The following is a 17462-nucleotide window of genomic DNA, read 5'->3' as shown; positions in this document are numbered from 1 at the left end:
ACGGGGTGCCGCGCCGGTCGCGGGCTCAGAAGGCCGGCCACGGGATCGGTGGGCGGCCGTAGGAGGGCCGCGGGTAGCGCCCCGCCGAGAGGATGTCGCGCGCCCGCTCGGCGGTCCGGTCGACCTCCTCGACGGCGAGCAGGTCGTCGAGCGCGGCGCGCACGGGGCCGCCGCCCTCGAGGTCCTTGACGAGCACGGCGAGCAGCTCGCGGTCCTGCCCCGGCAGCCGCTCGCCCGCCCAGCCCCAGAGCACGGTCCGGAGCTTGTCGTCGAGGTTGAAGGTGAGGCCGTGGTCGACGCCGAAGACACCGCCCTCGGCGTCCCGGACGACGTGGCCGCCCTTGCGGTCGGCGTTGTTCGCGACGGCGTCGAACAGCGCCATCCGGCGCAGCGTCGGGTCGTCGGCGTGGGCGAGCACGACCGGGCGGCCGTCGATGCCCTCGGCGTCGAGGATGCGCCGCCACCCCGCGGGCAGCTCCTGCGGCGGGACGACGTCGACGAGCCCGGCCCCGGGCTCGCCGGAGACCGGGTCGCCGTCCTCGTCGACCTGGCCCTCGTCGACCCACCACTGCACGCTGCCGGTGCCGTACGGCCCCTCGCGCAGGACGGTCACCGGGACGACGTCGAGCCCGGCCCCCGCGGACAGCACGTAGGCGGCGACCTCGCGGCGGGCCAGCGTGCGGGACGGGAAGTCCCACAGCGGCCGCTCCCCCGCGACCGGCTTGTAGACGCACGGTGCGGTGACCCCGTCGAGCGACACGCTCGCGAGCAGCGTCGCGTTGCTCGCGTCGACGAGCCGGCCCCGGATCTCCAGCTCGCCGCGGGAGAGGATCTCGACCCGGGTCGCCTCGTCGACCGTCGCGGGCGGCTGGGCGGGCGCCTGGTCGGCCGGCTCTGCGGGCACGGTCAGCGCCGGTAGCCGTTGGCCCGCGGGCAGATGTGCCCCTGCGGGTCGAGCGGTCCCTCGCAGAACGGGCACGGCGGCCGGCCGGCGGCGACGACGGCGAGCGCGCGCTTGGCGAAGGCCCGGGCCTGGGCGCCGGTGAGCCGGACCCGCAGGACCATCCCGGACGCCGCGGGCTCGTCGTCCGCGAGCAGCCCGACGGGCTCCTCGTCGTCCTCGTCGTCGGTGTCCTCGAGCTCCGGCGTGGCCCCCTCGGAGAACGCCTCGATGACGACCCGGCTCGTCTCGCCGTCCCAGGCCAGGCTCATCGTGCCGACCCGGAACTCCTCCTCGATGGGGGTGTCGAGCGCGGCGGTGTCCTCGGCGACCGTCGGGGTGAGGGCCGGGACGGGTGCCTGTCCGCCGCTGCGCCGCAGGACCTCGTCGAGCAGCTCGTCGACGCGCTCGGCGAGGACGCTCACCTGGGTCTTCTCGAGCGCGACGCTCGTGAGCCGGGTGCCGGCGCGCGCCTGGAGGAAGAAGGTGCGCTGGCCCGGCTCACCGACCGTGCCCGCCACGAAGCGGTCCGGCGGGTCGTAGTCGAAGACCTGACGAGACATATCCACAGACCCTAGCCGTTGCCGTCGTCGTTGCCGGCGCCGCCGCCGACGGCCGCGTCGGAGGCCGCCGCGAGGGCGGCGGCCGTCGTCCGGGTGCCCTTGCGGGCGGCGCGGCGCTTCTTGGCGGGTGGGGGTCGCAGCGCCGAGAGGTCCCCGCCGGTGTCGTTGACCCGCAGCGAGAACGGACGCAGCGGGGTGTAGCGGACGGCGCTCACCGAGCACGGGTCGACCTGGATCCGCTGGAAGGCGTCCAGGTGCATGCCGAGGGCATCGGCGACGACGGCCTTGATGACGTCCCCGTGCGAGACGGCGACCCACACGGCGTCGGGGCCGTGCTCGGCGGCGACCCGGGCGTCGTGAGCGCGGACGGCCTCGACGGCCCGGTGCTGCATCGTGAGCATCGACTCGCCCTCGGGGCCGGGGAACGTCACGGCCGACGGGTGCGCCTGGACGACGGCCCAGAGCGGCTCCTTCGCGAGGACCTTGAGCTCCTTGCCGGTCCAGTCGCCGTAGCGGCACTCCCCGAGGCGCTCGTCGACGACCGGCTCGGGCCGCGCCGCGGCGTCCGGCCCGGCGACGGCGACGAGGGCCGCGGAGGTCTCGACGCAGCGCTGCAGTGGGCTCGTGACGATCGAGACCAGCGGCAGCACCGCCATCCGCGCGGCGAGGGCCTGGGCCTGCGCGCGGCCGGTGTCGTCGAGGCCGACCCCGGGCGTCCAGCCGGCGAGCACGCCGCTCGCGTTCGCGGTCGTGCGGCCGTGGCGGACGAGCAGGACGGTGGGCACGAGCCGACTCTAAGGGGTGCCGCCCGGGACGGCGCGCCGCGCTCGGCGCACCGCCGGACGACGGCTCAGGTGGCGCTGACGAGACCCGCCGTGAGCAGCACGAGGAGCGCCGCGCCGGCGGCGACCCGGTACCCGACGAAGACCGTGATCGGGTGCTTCGCGACGAACCGCAGGAGCCACGCGATCGAGGCGTAGGCGACGGCGAACGACACAAGCGTGCCGACCGCGATCTGGCCCCAGCCGACGACCGCGGTGTCGACGTCCTTGAGCTCGTAGAGCCCGGCCGCGGTGAGCGCGGGGATCGCGAGGAAGAACGACAGCCGGGTCGCCGTGACCCGGTTCACGTCCTGGAGCAGACCGGCCGAGATCGTCGCACCCGAGCGCGAGACGCCCGGGATCAGTGCGAGGCACTGCACGAGGCCGATCGTCAGGACGATCTTCAGGGTGAGGTCCTGCTGGTCCAGGCTCTGCCGGCCGCGCTTCTCGGCGACGTACATGACGCCGCTCCAGAGGATGAGCGCGGCGGCGACGACCCACAGGCTGCGCAGCGGGCCGGTGATGAGGTCCTTGGAGAGGAACCCGACGACGCCGATGGGGATCGAGCCGGCGACGACGTACCAGGCGAACTTGAAGTCCTGCCGCCGGCGCCAGTCGCTCGACCGCCAGCCGGTCGTGCCCTCCTTGGCGAGCAGCCAGATGTCCTTGCGGAAGTAGAGGAACGTGGCGAAGATCGCGCCCATCTGGATGATCGCCGTGTAGGCGGTGATCGCGGGGTCGTCGATCTTCAGCCCGAGGGCCTTGCTCGCGATCGTCAGGTGGCCGGTGCTCGAGACCGGCAGGAACTCGGTCAGCCCTTCGACGACCCCGAGGACGACGGAGTCGAAGTAGCTCAGGGTGCTCACTCTGCGAGCCCGGCGGCCTCGAGCGCGTCGGCGACGTCACGGAGCATGGACACGCGGTCCTCCAGGTTCAGGGCTGCGGGGCTGATCGTCAGGGTCGTCACGCCGGCCTCGGCGAACGCGACCATCCGGTCGCGGACGCGCTCCTTGGGCCCGAGCAGGCTCGTGGCGTCGATGAACTCCTCCGGGACGGCGGCGGCGGCGTCCCGGTGCTGCTTGGCGAGGTAGAGGTCCTGGACCTTGGCGGCCGCGTCCTCGAAGCCCATCCGGCGCATGAGGGCGTTGTAGAAGTTCTTGTCGCGGCTGCCCATGCCACCGGTGTAGAGCGCCGCGTAGCCGCGCAGGCGGTCGGCCGCCGACGACACGTCGTCCGTGATCGCGACCGGGACGGTCGGGACGATGTCGAACCCGGCGAGCGGGTTCTCCGGGGTGCCCTTGCCGGCCGTGACCCGGCCGGCGCGCAGCGGCGCGAGGGAGACCTCGGCGTGCTCGGGCGAGAAGAAGATGGCGAGCCAGCCCTCGGCGAGCTCGCCGGTGAGCTCGAGGTTCTTCGGGCCGACGGCGGCGAGGTAGACCGGGATCTCCTCCCGGACCGGGTGGATCGTCAGCCGCAGCGCCTTGCCGGGGCCGTCGGGGAGCGGCAGCGTGTAGTGCTTGCCCGCGTACTCGACCTTGTCGCGGCGCAGCGCCATCCGGACGATGTCGACGTACTCCCGGGTGCGCCCGAGCGGGGCGTCGAACCGGACGCCGTGCCAGCCCTCGGAGACCTGGGGGCCGCTCACGCCGAGCCCGAGCCGGAACCGGCCGCCCGACAGGGTGTCCAGGGTTCCCGCGGTCATCGCGGTCATCGCGGGTGTGCGCGCCGGGATCTGGAACACCGCGGAGCCGATGTCGATCCGCTCGGTCTGCGCGGCGATCCACGACAGGATCGTCGCGGCGTCGGAGCCGTAGGCCTCGGCGACCCAGGCGACGGCGTAGCCGAGGCGGTCCGCCTCGCGCGCGAGCGCGAGGTTGTCGGCGTCGTTGCCCATACCCCAGTAGCCGAGGTTGATTCCGAGGCGCATACGTCCGACCCTACCGGCGGGTCACCTGCCGCCGAGGCGCCTCCCCGGCATTGCGCGGTGCCGGCGTCGTGTCCCCCGAGATGCCGGAGCGGCGCGGATGATTGCTCTACGTTGACCACCGTGGAGCAGCGAGCAGTCGGACGCAGCGGCCTCCTGGTCAGCCGGCTCGGGCTCGGGACGCTGACCTGGGGGCGCGACACCGACGAGCACGAGGCCGCCGACCAGCTGAGGGAGTTCACGGACGCCGGCGGGACCCTCGTCGACACCGCGGCGTCCTACGGGGACGGCGCGTCCGAGACGGTCCTGGGGTCCCTGCTGGGCACGCTCGTGCCCCGCGAGGACGTCATCGTGTGCACGAAGGCCGGCGTCGTCCGGCGGCACGGCGTCCAGGAGGTCGACACGTCGCGCCGCACGATGCTGGCCGCGCTCGACGGCTCGCTGCGCCGGCTGCGCACCGACCACGTCGACCTGTGGCTCGCGCAGGCGTGGCACGAGGACGTGCCGCTCGAAGAGACGATGTCGGCCCTCGAGCACGCCCTGCGGACCGGCCGGGCCCGCTACGTCGGCTTCGCGAACTACTGCGGCTGGCAGACCGCCCGGGCCGCCACGCTCCTCGAGGCGGCCGGAGCCGGCGGCCTCGGCGGGGCCGGTGCGGTCGCCGCCGAGGTGGAGTTCTCGCTCGTGCAGCGCGGGGTCGAGCGCGAGGTGCTGCCGGCGGCCGAGGCGCTCGGGCTCGGGGTGCTCGCGTGGTCCCCGCTCGGGCGCGGGGTGCTCACCGGCAAGTACCGCACCGGGACGCCGGCGGACTCGCGCGCCGCGTCGCCGCACCTGTCGGGGTTCGTCGGGGTGTACCTCGACGGCGCGTCCCGCCGGGTCGTCGACGCGGTCGCCACCGCCGCGGACGGGCTCGGGTGCTCGGCGACCGAGGTCGCGCTCGCCTGGGTCCGGGACACACCCGGCGTCGCGTCGGCGCTCGTCGGCGCCCGGACGGCGTCCCAATTGCGGGCCTCGCTGGCCAGCGAGGCCGTCGAGCTGCCGCCGGAGATCCGGCTCGCCCTCGCCGAGGTGTCGGCACCGCAGATCGGGTACCCCGAGCGGTTCTGACGGTCCGCCCCGTGGGCGGACCGGACCGCCCGACCGGTTGCTAGTGGTCGCCCCGGGCCGCTGCCGCGTCGACCTCGGCCAGGTCGACCGAGCCCGTGTCGTCGATCCCGATGTCGTCGATGTCGTCGACGTCCTCGAGGTCGTCGTCGTCCTCGTCGTCCTNCGTCGTCCTCGTCGAGGTCGTCGTCCTCGTCCTCGTCGGCCTCGTCGTAGAGGACGAACGGGGTGACCTCGTCGAAGTTGCTGTAGAGCGCGTCGTCGTAGGTCTCGAACGCGTCCGCGAGCGTCTGGTAGGCCGCGACGACGGCCGGGTCGGCCTCGCCGGAGCGCCGGCTCGCCGCCGTCAGATGAGCCTCGAGTGCCGCGACGAGGCGGTCGAGCGCGGCGCGAGGGTCGGTCGTCATGGCACGACCGTAGCGGTTCGTGGTGACATTGGAGTGATGAGCGAATCTCTGCCGGTCCCGGTGCCCCCACCTCCCGGCGACCTGCCCGCGGGCGCCGGTGACTACGAGTACCGGTTGCTGACCATCCCGCGCGGCATGTCGCGGGCCGAAGCACGCCGCGTGATCGCCGAGCACGCCGAGTACGGGCACTGGGAGCTGGCCCGCGTCCGGCTGTACATGGGCGGTGCACGGCGGATCTGGCTCCGCCGGAAGATCATCCGCGTGGTCCGGACGGCCTGACCGGCGTGGCGCGGCGTCGGGAGCCGTCCCGGCACGCCCTGCCGGTGCGCCGGGTCGAGCCGGCGGACGGCTCCGCGCTGCCGCCGGGTACCTGGCCGCGGACCGTCCCGGCGGTCGAGAAGCTGCTCACCGAGGGCCTCGACCTCGGCCCGGTGACGGTGCTCGTCGGCGAGAACGGCTCGGGCAAGTCGACCCTCGTCGAGGCGATCGCGGCCGCCTACGGGATCAACCCCGAGGGCGGCTCGACGAACGCGACGCACTCCAGCCGCAGGAGCGAGTCGCCGCTCCACGAGGTGCTGCGGGTGTCGCGCGGTCTCACGGCGTCGAAGTGGGGCTTCTTCCTGCGGGCCGAGACGATGCACGGGCTCTACACGTACCTCGAGGGCCTGCCCGGCAGCCCGGACGACGACCTGCACGAGATGAGCCACGGCGAGTCGTTCGCGCAGATCCTGGCCCGCAAGTTCCGCTCCCCCGGCCTGTACGTCCTCGACGAGCCGGAGTCGGCGCTGTCGTTCAGCGCCTGCCTCGGGCTCGTCGGCCTCGTCGCCGACCTCGCGGCGTCCGGCCGGTCCCAGGTCGTGCTCGCGACGCACTCCCCCGTGGTGGCGGCGGTCCCGGGCGCGACGATCCTCCAGCTCGACGAGGACGGCTACCACGAGGTGGCCTGGGAGGACCTCGCGCTCGTCGGGCACTACCGCCGGTTCCTCGAGGCCCCGCAGCGCTACCTGCGCCACGTCCTCGCCGACGACTGAGGTCGCGCAGGTCCTGCGGGTGTGAGACGGCGGCGCCGGGGTAGTGGCCGGGATCATCGGTCGAGGTGCCGGGGGTCCGGATGAACGTGCTGCGTACGAAGTCGGTCGAGCGGTCGGTCGCGGAGACCGACGAACCGGGGCACCGGCTGCGGCGGGACCTGTCCGCGCTCGACCTCACGGTGTTCGGGGTCGGGGTCGTCATCGGGACGGGCATCTTCGTCCTCACCGGCAAGGCCGCCGGCGTCCAGGCCGGGCCGGCCGTCGCGATCTCCTTCGTCGTCGCGGGCGTCACGTGCGCCCTCGCGGCGCTCTGCTACGCCGAGTTCGCGTCGACGGTGCCGGTCGCGGGCTCCGCCTACACGTTCTCCTACGCGACGCTCGGTGAGCTCGTCGCCTGGGTGATCGGCTGGGACCTCATCCTCGAGCTGGCGCTCGGGGCGAGCACGGTGGCCGTCGGGTGGTCGCAGTACTTCGCGGACGTCATGAGGACGATCGGCGTGACGATCCCGGAAGGGCTGTACAGCGAGGAGCCGACGCTCTCGTCGCCGAACCTCGTCGCCGCCGCCGTCGTCCTCGTGCTCACCGGGGTGATCTGCCTGGGCATCAAGGTGTCGGCGCGCCTGAACACCGTCATCGTGGCGATCAAGGTGGCGATCGTCCTGTTCGTCATCGTCGCCGGCCTGTTCTTCGTCAAGGCCTCGAACTACTCGCCGTTCATCCCGCCGTCGGGCTCCCGGACGGCGGAGGGCGCCGAGGCGGCCCCCTCGCTGCTGCAGGACCTCGGGTTCGCCCCGGGAGCCTTCGGCGTCGCCGGCATCTTCACCGGTGCCGCCCTCGTCTTCTTCGCGTTCATCGGCTTCGACATCGTCGCGACGGCCGCCGAGGAGACGAGGAACCCGCAGCGGGACATGCCCCGCGGCATCCTCGGGTCGCTCGCGATCTGCACGGTGCTCTACGTCGCCGTGTCGCTCGTCGTCGTCGGGATGGTCAAGTACGACGAGGTGTCCGTCGCGGCGCCGCTGGCCGAGGCGTTCCGCTCCGTCGGCCGGCCGGGCTTCGCGACCGTCATCTCCGTCGGCGCCCTCGCCGGGCTGACGACGGTCATGATGATCCTCATGCTCGGCCAGTCCCGGGTCTTCTTCGCGATGAGCCGCGACCGGCTGCTGCCGCCGGTGTTCTCCCGCGTCAGCCCGCGGACCGGCACACCGATCCGCGTCTCGGTCGTCACGGGGGTCTTCGTCGCGGTGATCTCCGCGCTCGTGCCGCTCGGTGAGCTCGCCGAGCTCGTGAACATCGGCACGCTTTTCGCGTTCGTCCTCGTGTCGGTCGGCGTCGTCGTCCTGCGACGGACCCGGCCGGACCTGCCCCGTGCCTTCCGGACCCCGCTCGTGCCGCTCGTCCCGATCCTGTCGGTGCTCGCCTCGGTCTACCTGATGCTCAACCTCCCGGCGCTCACCTGGGAGCGGTTCGGCATCTGGCTGGCGATCGGCTTCGTCGTCTACTTCCTCTACGGCGTCCGCAGGTCGCGGCTCGCGACGGACCCGGACGACCATCGGCACGGCCCCGGGCCCTCCGGCGGCGGCCGTACGGTCGACGTCCGGGACGCCGCGGACGACCGCGCGCGCCGTCAGTAGCGTTCGACGGCTGCCGCCCCGCGCGACGGCGGCTCGTACGGCTCGGGCCACCAGTCCTCGAGCCGGGTCACCAGGCCCGCGTCGTCGAACCGCAGGAAGGCCAGGTTCGGCAGCGGGGCGCCGTCCAGAGACGCGGCGACGACGACCGCGGCCTCCCGCGCGACCGGGTCGATGACGACCCGGTCGACGGCGAGGTGCCACTCCCCGGGGAAGTCGACGCAGAACTGCAGCCACGCAGCGGCGCCGCGGATCCGCTCCCGGGTCTGCGGGACCTCGTAGACCAGGTCGTCGGCGACGAGGGCGCGCAGGTCGTCCCAGGCGCGCGCCTCGAGCAGGGTGAAGAAACGGCGGACGTCGTCCGCGGAGATCTGCACGCTCATGGGGTGATCGTGCCCGCCGGGTCCGACAAGTTCTGACGGCGGCGCCGCCCTGTCGCGCGACCGGGCGAACGGATAGCCTCCGGGCACGCCGGAGCGACGCGAGGAGACCCGATGGACGCCCTCGACCAGGCCCTCGACGAGGCCCGCGCCCGGTACGTCGCGGCCCGGCCGCGCAGCGCCGAGGCGCAGGCGGAGGCGGCCCGCTGGCTGCCCGGCGGGAACACCCGGACCGTGCTGTGGTTCGACCCGTTCCCGTTCCGCGCCGCCCGGGCCTGGGACTGCTACCTCGAGGACGTCGACGGGCACGTCTACGTCGACCTGCTCGGCGAGTACACGGCGGGGCTGTTCGGACACTCCGACCCGGTGATCCGCGAGACGGTGACCGCGACGCTCGCCGACGGGATCAGCTTCGGCGCGCACAACACCCACGAGGCGGGGCTGGCCGCTGAGGTCTGCCGCCGGTTCGCCTCGATGGAGCGGGTGCGGTTCACGAACTCGGGGACCGAGGCGAACCTCATGGCGGTCGCCGCCGCCCGGGCCGCCACCGGCCGCGAGGCGCTCCTCGTCTTCGACGGCGCCTACCACGGCGGGCTGCTGTCCTTCGCCCACGGCCCGTCGCCGGTGAACGCGCCGTACCCCGTCGTCCTCGGCACCTACAACGACGTCGAGGACGTCGAGCGGCTCTTCGCCGAGCACGGCGACCGGCTGGCCGCCGTCCTCGTCGAGCCCATGCTCGGCTCCGGCGGCTGCATCCCCGGCGACCCGGTGTTCCTGCAGCGCCTGCGCGACCTCGCCGACGCGCACGGCGCGCTGCTCGTCTTCGACGAGGTGATGACGTCGCGGCTGTCCCCGGGCGGCCTGCAGGCACTGCTCGGGATCCGCCCGGACCTGACGACGCTCGGCAAGTACGTCGGCGGGGGCATGTCGTTCGGCGCCTTCGGCGGCCGCGCCGACGTCATGGCGCTCTTCGACCCGTCGAGCGGGCACGCGCTGCCGCACGCGGGCACCTTCAACAACAACGTGCTGTCGATGGCGGCGGGCCTGGCCGGGCTGACCCGGGTGCTCACCCCCGACGTGCAGCAGGCGCTCAACGACCGCGGCGACCGGCTGCGCAGCGGGCTGGAGCAGGTCTTCCGGGCCGCCGGGGCACCCTTCTGCGCGACCGGGTGCGGCTCGATCGTCGGGGTGCACGCCACGCCCGGGCCGGTGCGCACCGTCGCCGACGCGGGCGCCGCGGACGACCGGCTCGCCGAGCTGTTCTTCCTCGACCTGCTCGAGTGCGGCTGGTACCTGGCCCGGCGCGGGTTCGTCGCGCTCAGCCTGCGGGTCACCGACGCGCACGTCGACGACGTCGTCGCCACGGTGGCCCGGCTGCTCGCCGAGCGGGCGCCGCTGTGGGAGCAGCCGGCCTGACCGCCGTCGGTCAGGCCGTCTCGAGGAACCGGCGCAGCACCCGGACGCCGAACCGCAGCGCGTCGAGCGGCACCCGCTCGTCGACGCCGTGGAACATGCCGGCGAAGTCGAGCTCCGCCGGCAGCCGCAGCGGCGCGAACCCGTACCCGGTGATGCCGAGGTCGCTGAGCGACTTGTTGTCGGTGCCGCCGGACAGGCAGTACGGCAGGACGGCGCAGCCCGGGTCCTCGGCCTCGAGCGCACCGACCATGGCGTCGACGAGAGCACCGCTGAACGGGGTGTCCAGGGACACCGCGCGGTGCACCGTCTCCACGTCGACGCCGGGGCCGGCCAGCTCCCGGACGGTCGCCAGCAGCTGCTCCTCACGCCCGGGGATGAACCGGCAGTCGACGAGCGCGGACGCCGACCCGGGGATGACGTTGTGCTTGTACCCGGCCTCGAGCAGCGTCGGGTTCGACGTGTTCCGCAGGGTGGCGCCGACGAACGCCGCGGTGGAGCCGAGGACGGCGACGAGCGCGTCCGGGTCGTCGGCGGGCAGCGGGGTGCCGGTGATCTCCTCGACGCCGTCGAGGAACGACCGCACCGTGGGGGTGATGTCGAGCGGCCACGGGTGCGCGCCGACCCGGGCGACCGCCTCGCAGAGCCGGGTCACGGCGTTGTCGGTGTTCACCTGCGAGCCGTGCCCGGCCCGGCCGTGCGCCACGAGCCGCAGCCAGAGCAGGCCCTTCTCCGCGGTCTGGAGCAGGTAGGCGCGCCGGCCGTTGATCGTCGTCGAGAAGCCGCCGACCTCGCTGACCGCCTCGGTCGCGCCCTCGAACAGGTCCGGCCGGTGGTCGACGAGGTAGCGGGCGCCGTACGTACCGCCCGCCTCCTCGTCGGCGAAGAACGCGACGACGAGGTCGCGCGGGGGCTTGCGGCGGGAGCGGACCAGCTCGCGGACGGACGCCAGGATCATCGCGTCCATGTCCTTCATGTCGACCGCTCCGCGGCCCCAGACGCAGCCGTCCTCGACCTCGGCCGCGAACGGGTCGACCCGCCAGTCCTCGGCGCGGGCCGGGACGACGTCGGTGTGACCGTGGACGACGAGCGCGGGCCGGTCCGGGTCCGCCCCGGTGATCCGGGTGACGACGCTGGCCCGGCCCGGGGCGGACTCGACGATCTCGGTCGTGAGGCCGACCTCCTCGAGCAGCGCGGCGACGTGCTCGGCCGCCTTGCGCTCCCCCGGGCCTGACCCGTCGCCGTAGTTCGACGTGTCGATCCGGATGAGGTCGCGGCAGATGTCGACGACCTCGTCCTCGGCCGCCGGGACGACCCCGTGCTCGGGGACGGCGCTGCTCTGCTCGCTCACGGGACCTCCTCGGACGGCGTCGGGCCGGCCGCGACCCGGCCCGCGGCCACGCTACCCGGCCGGTGTTTCCGGATGTTCCGGAGGTTTCCGGACGGCCGGGCAGGTGTCTCACAGGCCTCGTCGGAGGCGTCCCGCGGGGCGCGGGTATGTGCGTGCGGAGTGCCCTCGGGGACGTGCTAACTTTGTCTCCGCCGCGGCACCCACGGGTGTCGGGGACCACTCGTCCGGGTGGCGGAATTGGCAGACGCGCTAGCTTGAGGTGCTAGTGCCCTAACGGGCATGGGGGTTCAAGTCCCCCCTCGGACACAGCGGAAGGCCCGGCTCCTCGGAGCCGGGCCTTCGTGCTTCCCCGGTCCGGCCCGCCTTGCTGGTCCGCGGTCCGGTCCGCGGTCCGGTCCGCGGTCCGGCGTGTCAGGCCGTGGTGCTGCTCGGCGTGCTCGTCGAGCCCTGCGTGGCGCCCGACGGCGCCTGGCCGTCCGGGGCGCCCGGGCCGCGGCCGCCTGCCGGGCGGGAGCGTTCGGTGACGGTCGTGAGGTCCTTGCTGACCTCGAAGCCGATCGGAGCGCCGGCCTTGGTGCCGAAGACGTCGTAGGAGCCGTCCTCGTCCTTCTGCACGGACGTCACCGTGACGGCGGAGTCCTTGGCCTTGACGGCGGCGGTGACCTTGGCGAGCTCGTCGCCGGTGACCGGGGTGTGGTCGTGGCCGCCCATCGGGCCGCCCTTTCCGCCCTCGGTGCCGGGCGTNCGAGCTCGTCGCCGGTGACCGGGGTGTGGTCGTGGCCGCCCATCGGGCCGCCCTTGCCGCCCTCGGTGCCGGGCGTCGCGGTGCTCGTGCCGGGCGACGGCGTGCTGGTCGCGGCGTTGGCGGCCAGCGCCGCGCCGCCGATGACGAGGGCGCCCGCCGCGGCGGTGATCGCTGCGGCCCGGCCGACCTTGGTGAGAGTCACGACTGTGGTCCTCCGTTCGACGGCCGGTGCCTCGGTGCACCGGCTCATGTTCGTGACCTCACCGTCGGCGGCCGGCCTGTGGCCGGGCTGTGAGCGACGTAGGTGCCGGATGCGGCTACGTCCGGTTGCTGGGCGCGGGCTGGGAACAGGCGGGACGTCGGCACGAAGGGTGATGCAGGTCCGCTCCAGGCGCCCGGTCCACGCGCCGCGTGCCGACCGTCAGCCCGCGGCGGCCGTGAAGCGCCGGGCCAGGCCGGCGACGGCGTCCCGCAGCTCGGGCGGGTCGAGGACCTCGAAGTCCACGTCGAAGCGGGCCACCGACGCGGCGAGCCCCGCCCAGGACCACGACCCCGCCGTGAGCACGGTCCGGTCGGGGCCGAGCGCCTCCAGCGTCGCGTCGCCGACGTACGGCGCGACGGCGGACGGCGGGGCGTCCAGGACGACGCGCCCGCGGCACGGCCACGCGTCCTCACCGGTGCGGGAGCCCTTGAACAGCGCCGTCACGAAGGCTGCGACGTCCCCGCCCGGGACCGGCCGGGCTCGAAGCGGGCGCCGGCCGGGGTCCGCGGCGTGACCCGGTCGGCCCTGAAGGTGCGCCAGTCGGTCCGGTCGAGGTCCCAGGCGAGCAGATACCACCGGCCGTGGCGGTGCACGACGTGGTGCGGCTCGACCCTGCGCGGAGGCGTCGGGGGCGCCGCGTCGGCAGCGGGCGTGCCGGCTGCGCCGGCGTGGTCCAGACGCAGGACCCGCCGGGCCCGGACGGCGTCGGTCAGGGCCGCGAGGACGGACGGGTCGGCGTCCGCCGTCCGGTCGTCGCCGGTGCCGACGGCGGTGACCTCGAGCGCGTCGATGCGCTGCCGGAGCCGGGCGGGCATCACCTGGCGCACGGTGCCGAGGGCCCGGGCCGCTGCCTCGCCGACACCGGCCCCCGCACCGGCCGCCGTCCGCAGGGCGATCGCGAGCGCGACCGCCTGCTCGTCGTCGAAGAGCAGCGGGGGCAGGTGCGCGCCGGCGTCCAGCCGGTAGCCGCCGTCCGGGCCCTTCGTCGCCCTGATCGGGTACCCGAGGTCCCGGAGCCGGTCGACGTCGCGCCGCACCGTCCGGGGGCTGACGTCGAGACGCTCCGCCAGGACCTGCCCGGGCCAGTCACGGCGCGCCTGCAGGAGCGACAGCAGTGCCAGCAGCCGCTGCGACGTCCCGCTCATGCCGCTCATTCTGCCGAAGAAGAGGTCAGAAACTGACCTCTTCCCCTGACACGCTCCTGCAGAACCGCTCGTCCGGGCGGTCGACGCACCACGAGACGAGGGACCGATCATGAGTGTCACCACCGCCGTCCACCTGAACTTCCGCGGCCGGGCCCGCGAGGCCCTGGAGTTCTACCGGTCGGTGTTCGGCGGCCACCTGCTCGCCGTCACGTACGCCGACGCCGGTGCCGTCCAGCGCCCCGACGAGGCCGACCAGGTCATGTGGGGCGAGGTCCGCTCCGACGACGGCTTCCACGTCATGGCGTACGACGTGCCGGCCTCCCGGGACCACGACGCCGGTGTCGACCCGGTCTTCGTCTCCGTCCGGGGGCAGGACGAGGACGAGGTGCGTCGCTACTGGGACGGCCTGTGCGCGGACGCGACGGTGAAGGTGCCGCTGGCGCCGGCCGGATGGGCGCTGCTCTACGGGATGGTCACCGACCGCTTCGGTGTCACCTGGGTGCTCGACGTCCCGGCCCCCCGGCCCACCTGACGCGGGGTCAGCTGTCGTGGAGCGGGAGGCGGACCTGGAAGCGGGTGTCCCCCGGCGCCGACTCGACGCGCAGGTCGCCGCGGTGCCGCTGGGCGACGATGCGGTAGGAGATGTCGAGCCCGAGCCCGGTGCCCTCCCCGACCGGCTTGGTCGTGAAGAACGGCTCGAAGATCTTGGACTGCAACTCGGCCGGCACACCGGGCCCGGTGTCGCCGATCTCGACGAGCACGGTGTCGCCGTCCCGCGCCGTGCGCACCGTGAGCGTGCCCCGGCCGCCCATCGCCTGGACGGCGTTCTCGATGAGGTTCGTCCAGACCTGGTTGAGCTCGCCGGGGTAGGCGGGGATCCGCGGCAGCGTCCGGTCGAGGTCCTTGACGATGGTGACTCCGGGCCGCAGCTTGGCGCCGAGCATGACGAGCGTCGACTTGAGGCCTTCGTGGACGTCGACGTCCTGCCGCGGCGCCCGGTCCATCTGGGAGTACTGCTTCGCGGCCCCGACGAGCGCCGAGATCCGGCCCGTCGTGTCGTCGATCTCGTTGAGCAGCATCTCCGTCTCGAGGGTGTACGTCACCCAGCGCAGCCCGCCGCCGAGGTGGGTCCGCGGCACGGCGGCGGCCACCCGGTCGAGCCAGTCGGTGTCGAGCCCGGCGGCGACGAGGGTCGCCGCGAGCTCCCAGCCGTTCGGCACCTCGCGGTCGTCGAGCCAGTCGGTCAGCTCGTCCTCGGCGTCGCTCGTCTCGAGCGGGGACAGCTCGGGGGCCGAGGCGAGCCGGGCCACGGCCTCCTCCTGGACGTCGGTGAGCCGGATCAGCGTGTCCGCGTCGAGCTTGCCGTCGGCGAGGCTCGCGAGCTTGTGCCGCATGGCGGAGAACCGCTCGCGCAGCGTCGCGGTCGCCCGGACGGCGGCCGCGGCCGGGTTGTTCAGCTCGTGCGTGAGCCCCGCGGTGAGCCGGCCGAGCGAGAGCAGCCGCTCCCGCTGGGCGATGATCTCGTTGCTCGACCGCATCCCGACGAACAGCCCCTCGAGCAGGTGCATCGCCATCGGGAACCAGGTGCGGATCTCGACGGCGAACTCGTCCGCGTCGAGCGCGAGCAGCGCCGCGTCGGTGACGGCCTCCATGGAGGCGCTGTACGGCAACGGTTCCGGCGTCCGGACGTACGCCTGGGTGGCCCCCGCGTAGGCACCGCGCTGGCTCGTGCGGATGATCTCGATCTCGTGGTCCTCGACCCGGCGCCGCATCACGACCGTGCCCTCGAGCAGCACGAAGAAGCACGTCGCGGGGTCGCCCTGGGTGTAGACGGCCTCCCCCGCGGCCCGGCGCTCGACCCGGCCGTGCGCCGCCAGCCAGGCGAGCTTGTCGTCGTCAAGCGACTCGAAGAGGAACAGCGTGCGCAGCACGTCGGGGCCGACCCGCTCCGGGGCGCCCTCGGGGCTCGTCGCCTCGACCGTCACGCCGTCACCGCCCTTCCAGGTACCGGTGCACCAGGGTCACCGCGAGGGCCCCCTCGCCGACCGCGGAGGCCACCCGCTTCACCGACTGCGAGCGGACGTCGCCCGCGACGAACACCCCCGGCACGCTCGACTCGAGCAGGTACGGTTCGCGGTCCGCCGACCAGCCGGGCGGCGGCGCGCCGTCCCGCACGAGGTCGGGGCCTGTGAGGACGAAGCCCGCGTCGTCACGGTGCACCGCGTCGGGCAGCCAGCCCGTCATCGGCGACGCCCCGATGAAGACGAAGACGTGCCCGGTCTCGACCGTCGTCGAGGTCCCCGTCGCGTCGTCGGCGAGCGTGACCCGCTCGAGGTGCTCCTCGCCGTCCAGCGCGGCGACCCGGGTGCAGAGCCGGACCTCGATGTTCGGCACCGCCCGCACCTGCTCGATGAGGTAGTGCGACATCGACCGTTCCAGGTCGCGGCCGCGGACGACGAGGGTCACCCGCGCGGCGTGCCGGGCGAGGAACACCGCGGCCTGCCCGGCCGAGTTCGCCCCGCCCACGACGACGACGTGCTCGCCCGCGCACGTGGCGGCCTCGGTGGCCGTCGAGCCGTAGTAGACGCCGCTGCCCACGAAGCGGTCGGCGCCTGCCGCGTCGAGCTGCCGGTACGCGACGCCGGTCGCGAGGATCACCGTGTGCGCGGCGATGTGGCTGCCGTCCTCGAACCGGACGACGCGGCGCGGTCCGGTCGCGTCGATGGCGACCGCCGTGCGCGCCGTGAGCACCTCGGCGCCGAACTTCACCGCCTGCCGGCGGGCCCGGTCGGTGAGCTGCCCGCCGGACACCCCGTCGGGGAAGCCGAGGTAGTTCTCGATCCGCGAGCTCTGCCCGGCCTGCCCGCCCGCCGCCTGACGCTCGACGAGCACGGTGCGCAGGCCCTCGGACGCGCCGTACACGGCGGCGCCGAGGCCGGCCGGGCCGGCCCCGACGATGAGGACGTCGTAGAAGTCCTCGGTCGGCACCGTCGACAGGCCGACGCTCGACGCGAGGTCGGCGAGGGACGGCGACCGCAGCACCGTGCCGTCGGCGGTCACGACGACCGGGACGTCGTGCGGCGTCGAGTCGCTCGCCGCGAGCAGCCGCGCGCCGTCCGGGTCGTCGGCGGCGTACCAGCGGTACGGGACGGCGTTGCGCGCGAGGAAGTCCCGCACCTCGAAGCTCGGCCGGGAGAACCGGTGCCCGACGACCTTCGTCGCCGTCACCGCGGCCTCGCCGCTCGCGGCCCACAGCTCGAGGAGCGTGTCGATGACCGGGTAGAGCTTCTCCTCCGGGGGTGACCACGGCTTGAGCAGGTAGTGGTCGACGTCCACGTCGTTGATCGCCCGGATCGCGGCGTCGGTGTCGGCGTAGGCCGTGAGCAGCGCGCGGCGGGCCCGCGGGAAGAGGTCCATCGCCGCCTCGAGGAACTCGACGCCGTTCATCTGGGGCATCCGGTAGTCGGCGAGCAGGACGGCGACCGGCTCGCCGCGCAGCTTGAGCTCCTTGAGGGCGTCCAGGGCCTCGGCGCCGGACGACGCACGGACCACCCGGTGCCGGTCGCCGTACCGGCGGCGCAGGTCCCGAGCGACGGCGCGGGAGACGGACGGGTCGTCGTCGACGGTGAGGATGACGGGGCGGCGCTCCTGCTCGGGCGCGAGGTCGGGCTCGGTCACGACAGGGCCAACGCTGCGGACGGCTCGGGCATGCCGGTCACGCTAACGAGCCGGCCGGCGCGCCGCA

15 protein-coding genes, 1 tRNA gene and 1 pseudogene are annotated in these 17462 nt (G+C 74.1%); 7 read left to right on the top strand and 10 right to left on the bottom strand.

Translation table 11 applies throughout. The features are described 5' to 3' along the window. Positions 1-25: 25 nt before the first annotated feature. The 5 genes from ECOMGDLI_RS22080 to ECOMGDLI_RS22060 all read right to left on the bottom strand — a co-directional run bounded on the left by ECOMGDLI_RS22080 (position 26) and on the right by ECOMGDLI_RS22060 (position 4251). Positions 26-904, bottom strand: coding sequence for an SCO1664 family protein (locus ECOMGDLI_RS22080; protein ID WP_088319009.1), 879 nt, complete (start codon positions 902-904; stop codon positions 26-28). 2 nt (positions 905-906) lie between these two features. Beyond that, positions 907-1503: a DUF3090 domain-containing protein gene (locus ECOMGDLI_RS22075; protein ID WP_088289779.1), complete on the bottom strand. Its 597-nt coding sequence runs from the start codon at positions 1501-1503 to the stop codon at positions 907-909. Between the two features lie 11 nt (positions 1504-1514). Continuing rightward, a complete protein-coding gene (locus ECOMGDLI_RS22070) occupies positions 1515-2288 on the bottom strand; it encodes a histidine phosphatase family protein (protein WP_088319008.1) in 774 nt (257 codons plus the stop codon). A gap of 65 nt (positions 2289-2353) precedes the next feature. Continuing rightward, positions 2354-3181, bottom strand: coding sequence for an undecaprenyl-diphosphate phosphatase (locus ECOMGDLI_RS22065; protein ID WP_088319107.1), 828 nt, complete (start codon positions 3179-3181; stop codon positions 2354-2356). Positions 3182-3186: 5 nt separating this feature from the next. Then, positions 3187-4251 (bottom strand): LLM class F420-dependent oxidoreductase, encoded by a 1065-nt coding sequence (locus tag ECOMGDLI_RS22060; RefSeq protein ID WP_088319007.1) that lies wholly within the window; start codon positions 4249-4251, stop codon positions 3187-3189. 120 nt (positions 4252-4371) lie between these two features. Between ECOMGDLI_RS22060 and ECOMGDLI_RS22055 the strand changes: the two genes are divergently transcribed. The 4 genes from ECOMGDLI_RS22055 (at position 4372) to ECOMGDLI_RS22035 (ending at position 8424) form a co-directional block, all read left to right on the top strand. Further along, a complete protein-coding gene (locus ECOMGDLI_RS22055; protein WP_088319006.1) occupies positions 4372-5355 on the top strand; it encodes an aldo/keto reductase in 984 nt (327 codons plus the stop codon). A 440-nt stretch (positions 5356-5795) separates the two neighbouring features. Next, positions 5796-6038 carry a DUF5703 family protein gene (locus ECOMGDLI_RS22045; protein WP_088289799.1) on the top strand — a complete coding sequence of 81 codons (243 nt, stop codon included), beginning with the start codon at positions 5796-5798 and terminating at the stop codon, positions 6036-6038. 5 nt (positions 6039-6043) lie between these two features. Beyond that, complete coding sequence (locus ECOMGDLI_RS22040; protein WP_233153586.1) at positions 6044-6790, top strand: AAA family ATPase; 747 nt, start codon at positions 6044-6046, stop codon at positions 6788-6790. Positions 6791-6870: 80 nt separating this feature from the next. Further along, positions 6871-8424, top strand: coding sequence for an amino acid permease (locus tag ECOMGDLI_RS22035; protein ID WP_088319005.1), 1554 nt, complete (start codon positions 6871-6873; stop codon positions 8422-8424). On the opposite strand, the gene ECOMGDLI_RS22030 is transcribed toward ECOMGDLI_RS22035, so the two are convergent. Beyond that, entirely contained in the window at positions 8418-8804 is a 387-nt protein-coding gene (locus ECOMGDLI_RS22030; protein WP_088319004.1) for a nuclear transport factor 2 family protein, read from the bottom strand. The two genes, ECOMGDLI_RS22035 and ECOMGDLI_RS22030, sit on opposite strands and share 7 nt — an antisense overlap. A 111-nt stretch (positions 8805-8915) precedes the next feature. Here ECOMGDLI_RS22030 and ECOMGDLI_RS22025 point away from each other — a divergent pair, with 111 nt between their 5' ends. Next, positions 8916-10217 carry an aspartate aminotransferase family protein gene (locus ECOMGDLI_RS22025; protein ID WP_088319003.1) on the top strand — a complete coding sequence of 434 codons (1302 nt, stop codon included), beginning with the start codon at positions 8916-8918 and terminating at the stop codon, positions 10215-10217. Between the two features lie 10 nt (positions 10218-10227). Here the strand turns inward: ECOMGDLI_RS22025 and ECOMGDLI_RS22020 are convergent, their stop codons facing one another. After that, positions 10228-11565, bottom strand: a complete 1338-nt coding sequence (locus tag ECOMGDLI_RS22020) for a M20/M25/M40 family metallo-hydrolase (RefSeq protein ID WP_088319002.1) — start codon at positions 11563-11565, stop codon at positions 10228-10230. A gap of 222 nt (positions 11566-11787) precedes the next feature. On the opposite strand from ECOMGDLI_RS22020, the gene ECOMGDLI_RS22015 reads away from it, so the two are divergent. Beyond that, positions 11788-11871: transfer RNA gene (locus tag ECOMGDLI_RS22015), tRNA-Leu, on the top strand. An 860-nt stretch (positions 11872-12731) separates the two neighbouring features. Here ECOMGDLI_RS22015 and ECOMGDLI_RS22005 read toward each other — a convergent pair. Further along, positions 12732-13717: pseudogene (locus ECOMGDLI_RS22005) on the bottom strand (helix-turn-helix transcriptional regulator). A 109-nt stretch (positions 13718-13826) separates the two neighbouring features. On the opposite strand from ECOMGDLI_RS22005, the gene ECOMGDLI_RS22000 reads away from it, so the two are divergent. Further along, positions 13827-14249: a VOC family protein gene (locus tag ECOMGDLI_RS22000; RefSeq protein WP_088319000.1), complete on the top strand. Its 423-nt coding sequence runs from the start codon at positions 13827-13829 to the stop codon at positions 14247-14249. A gap of 7 nt (positions 14250-14256) precedes the next feature. Here ECOMGDLI_RS22000 and ECOMGDLI_RS21995 read toward each other — a convergent pair whose 3' ends face one another. Both ECOMGDLI_RS21995 and ECOMGDLI_RS21990 read right to left on the bottom strand, forming a co-directional pair. Then, positions 14257-15702 carry an ATP-binding protein gene (locus ECOMGDLI_RS21995; protein WP_088318999.1) on the bottom strand — a complete coding sequence of 482 codons (1446 nt, stop codon included), beginning with the start codon at positions 15700-15702 and terminating at the stop codon, positions 14257-14259. A gap of 4 nt (positions 15703-15706) precedes the next feature. Continuing rightward, a complete protein-coding gene (locus tag ECOMGDLI_RS21990) occupies positions 15707-17395 on the bottom strand; it encodes an FAD-dependent oxidoreductase (RefSeq protein WP_088318998.1) in 1689 nt (562 codons plus the stop codon). Positions 17396-17462: the final 67 nt, after the last annotated feature.

It is taken from the genome of Kineosporia sp. R_H_3 (assembly GCF_002198675.1).
Taxonomy (GTDB): Bacteria; Actinomycetota; Actinomycetes; order Actinomycetales; family Kineosporiaceae; genus R-H-3.
The sequence above is the reverse complement of the archived record's forward strand: the minus strand, read 5'-3'. Positions and strand labels throughout refer to the sequence as shown.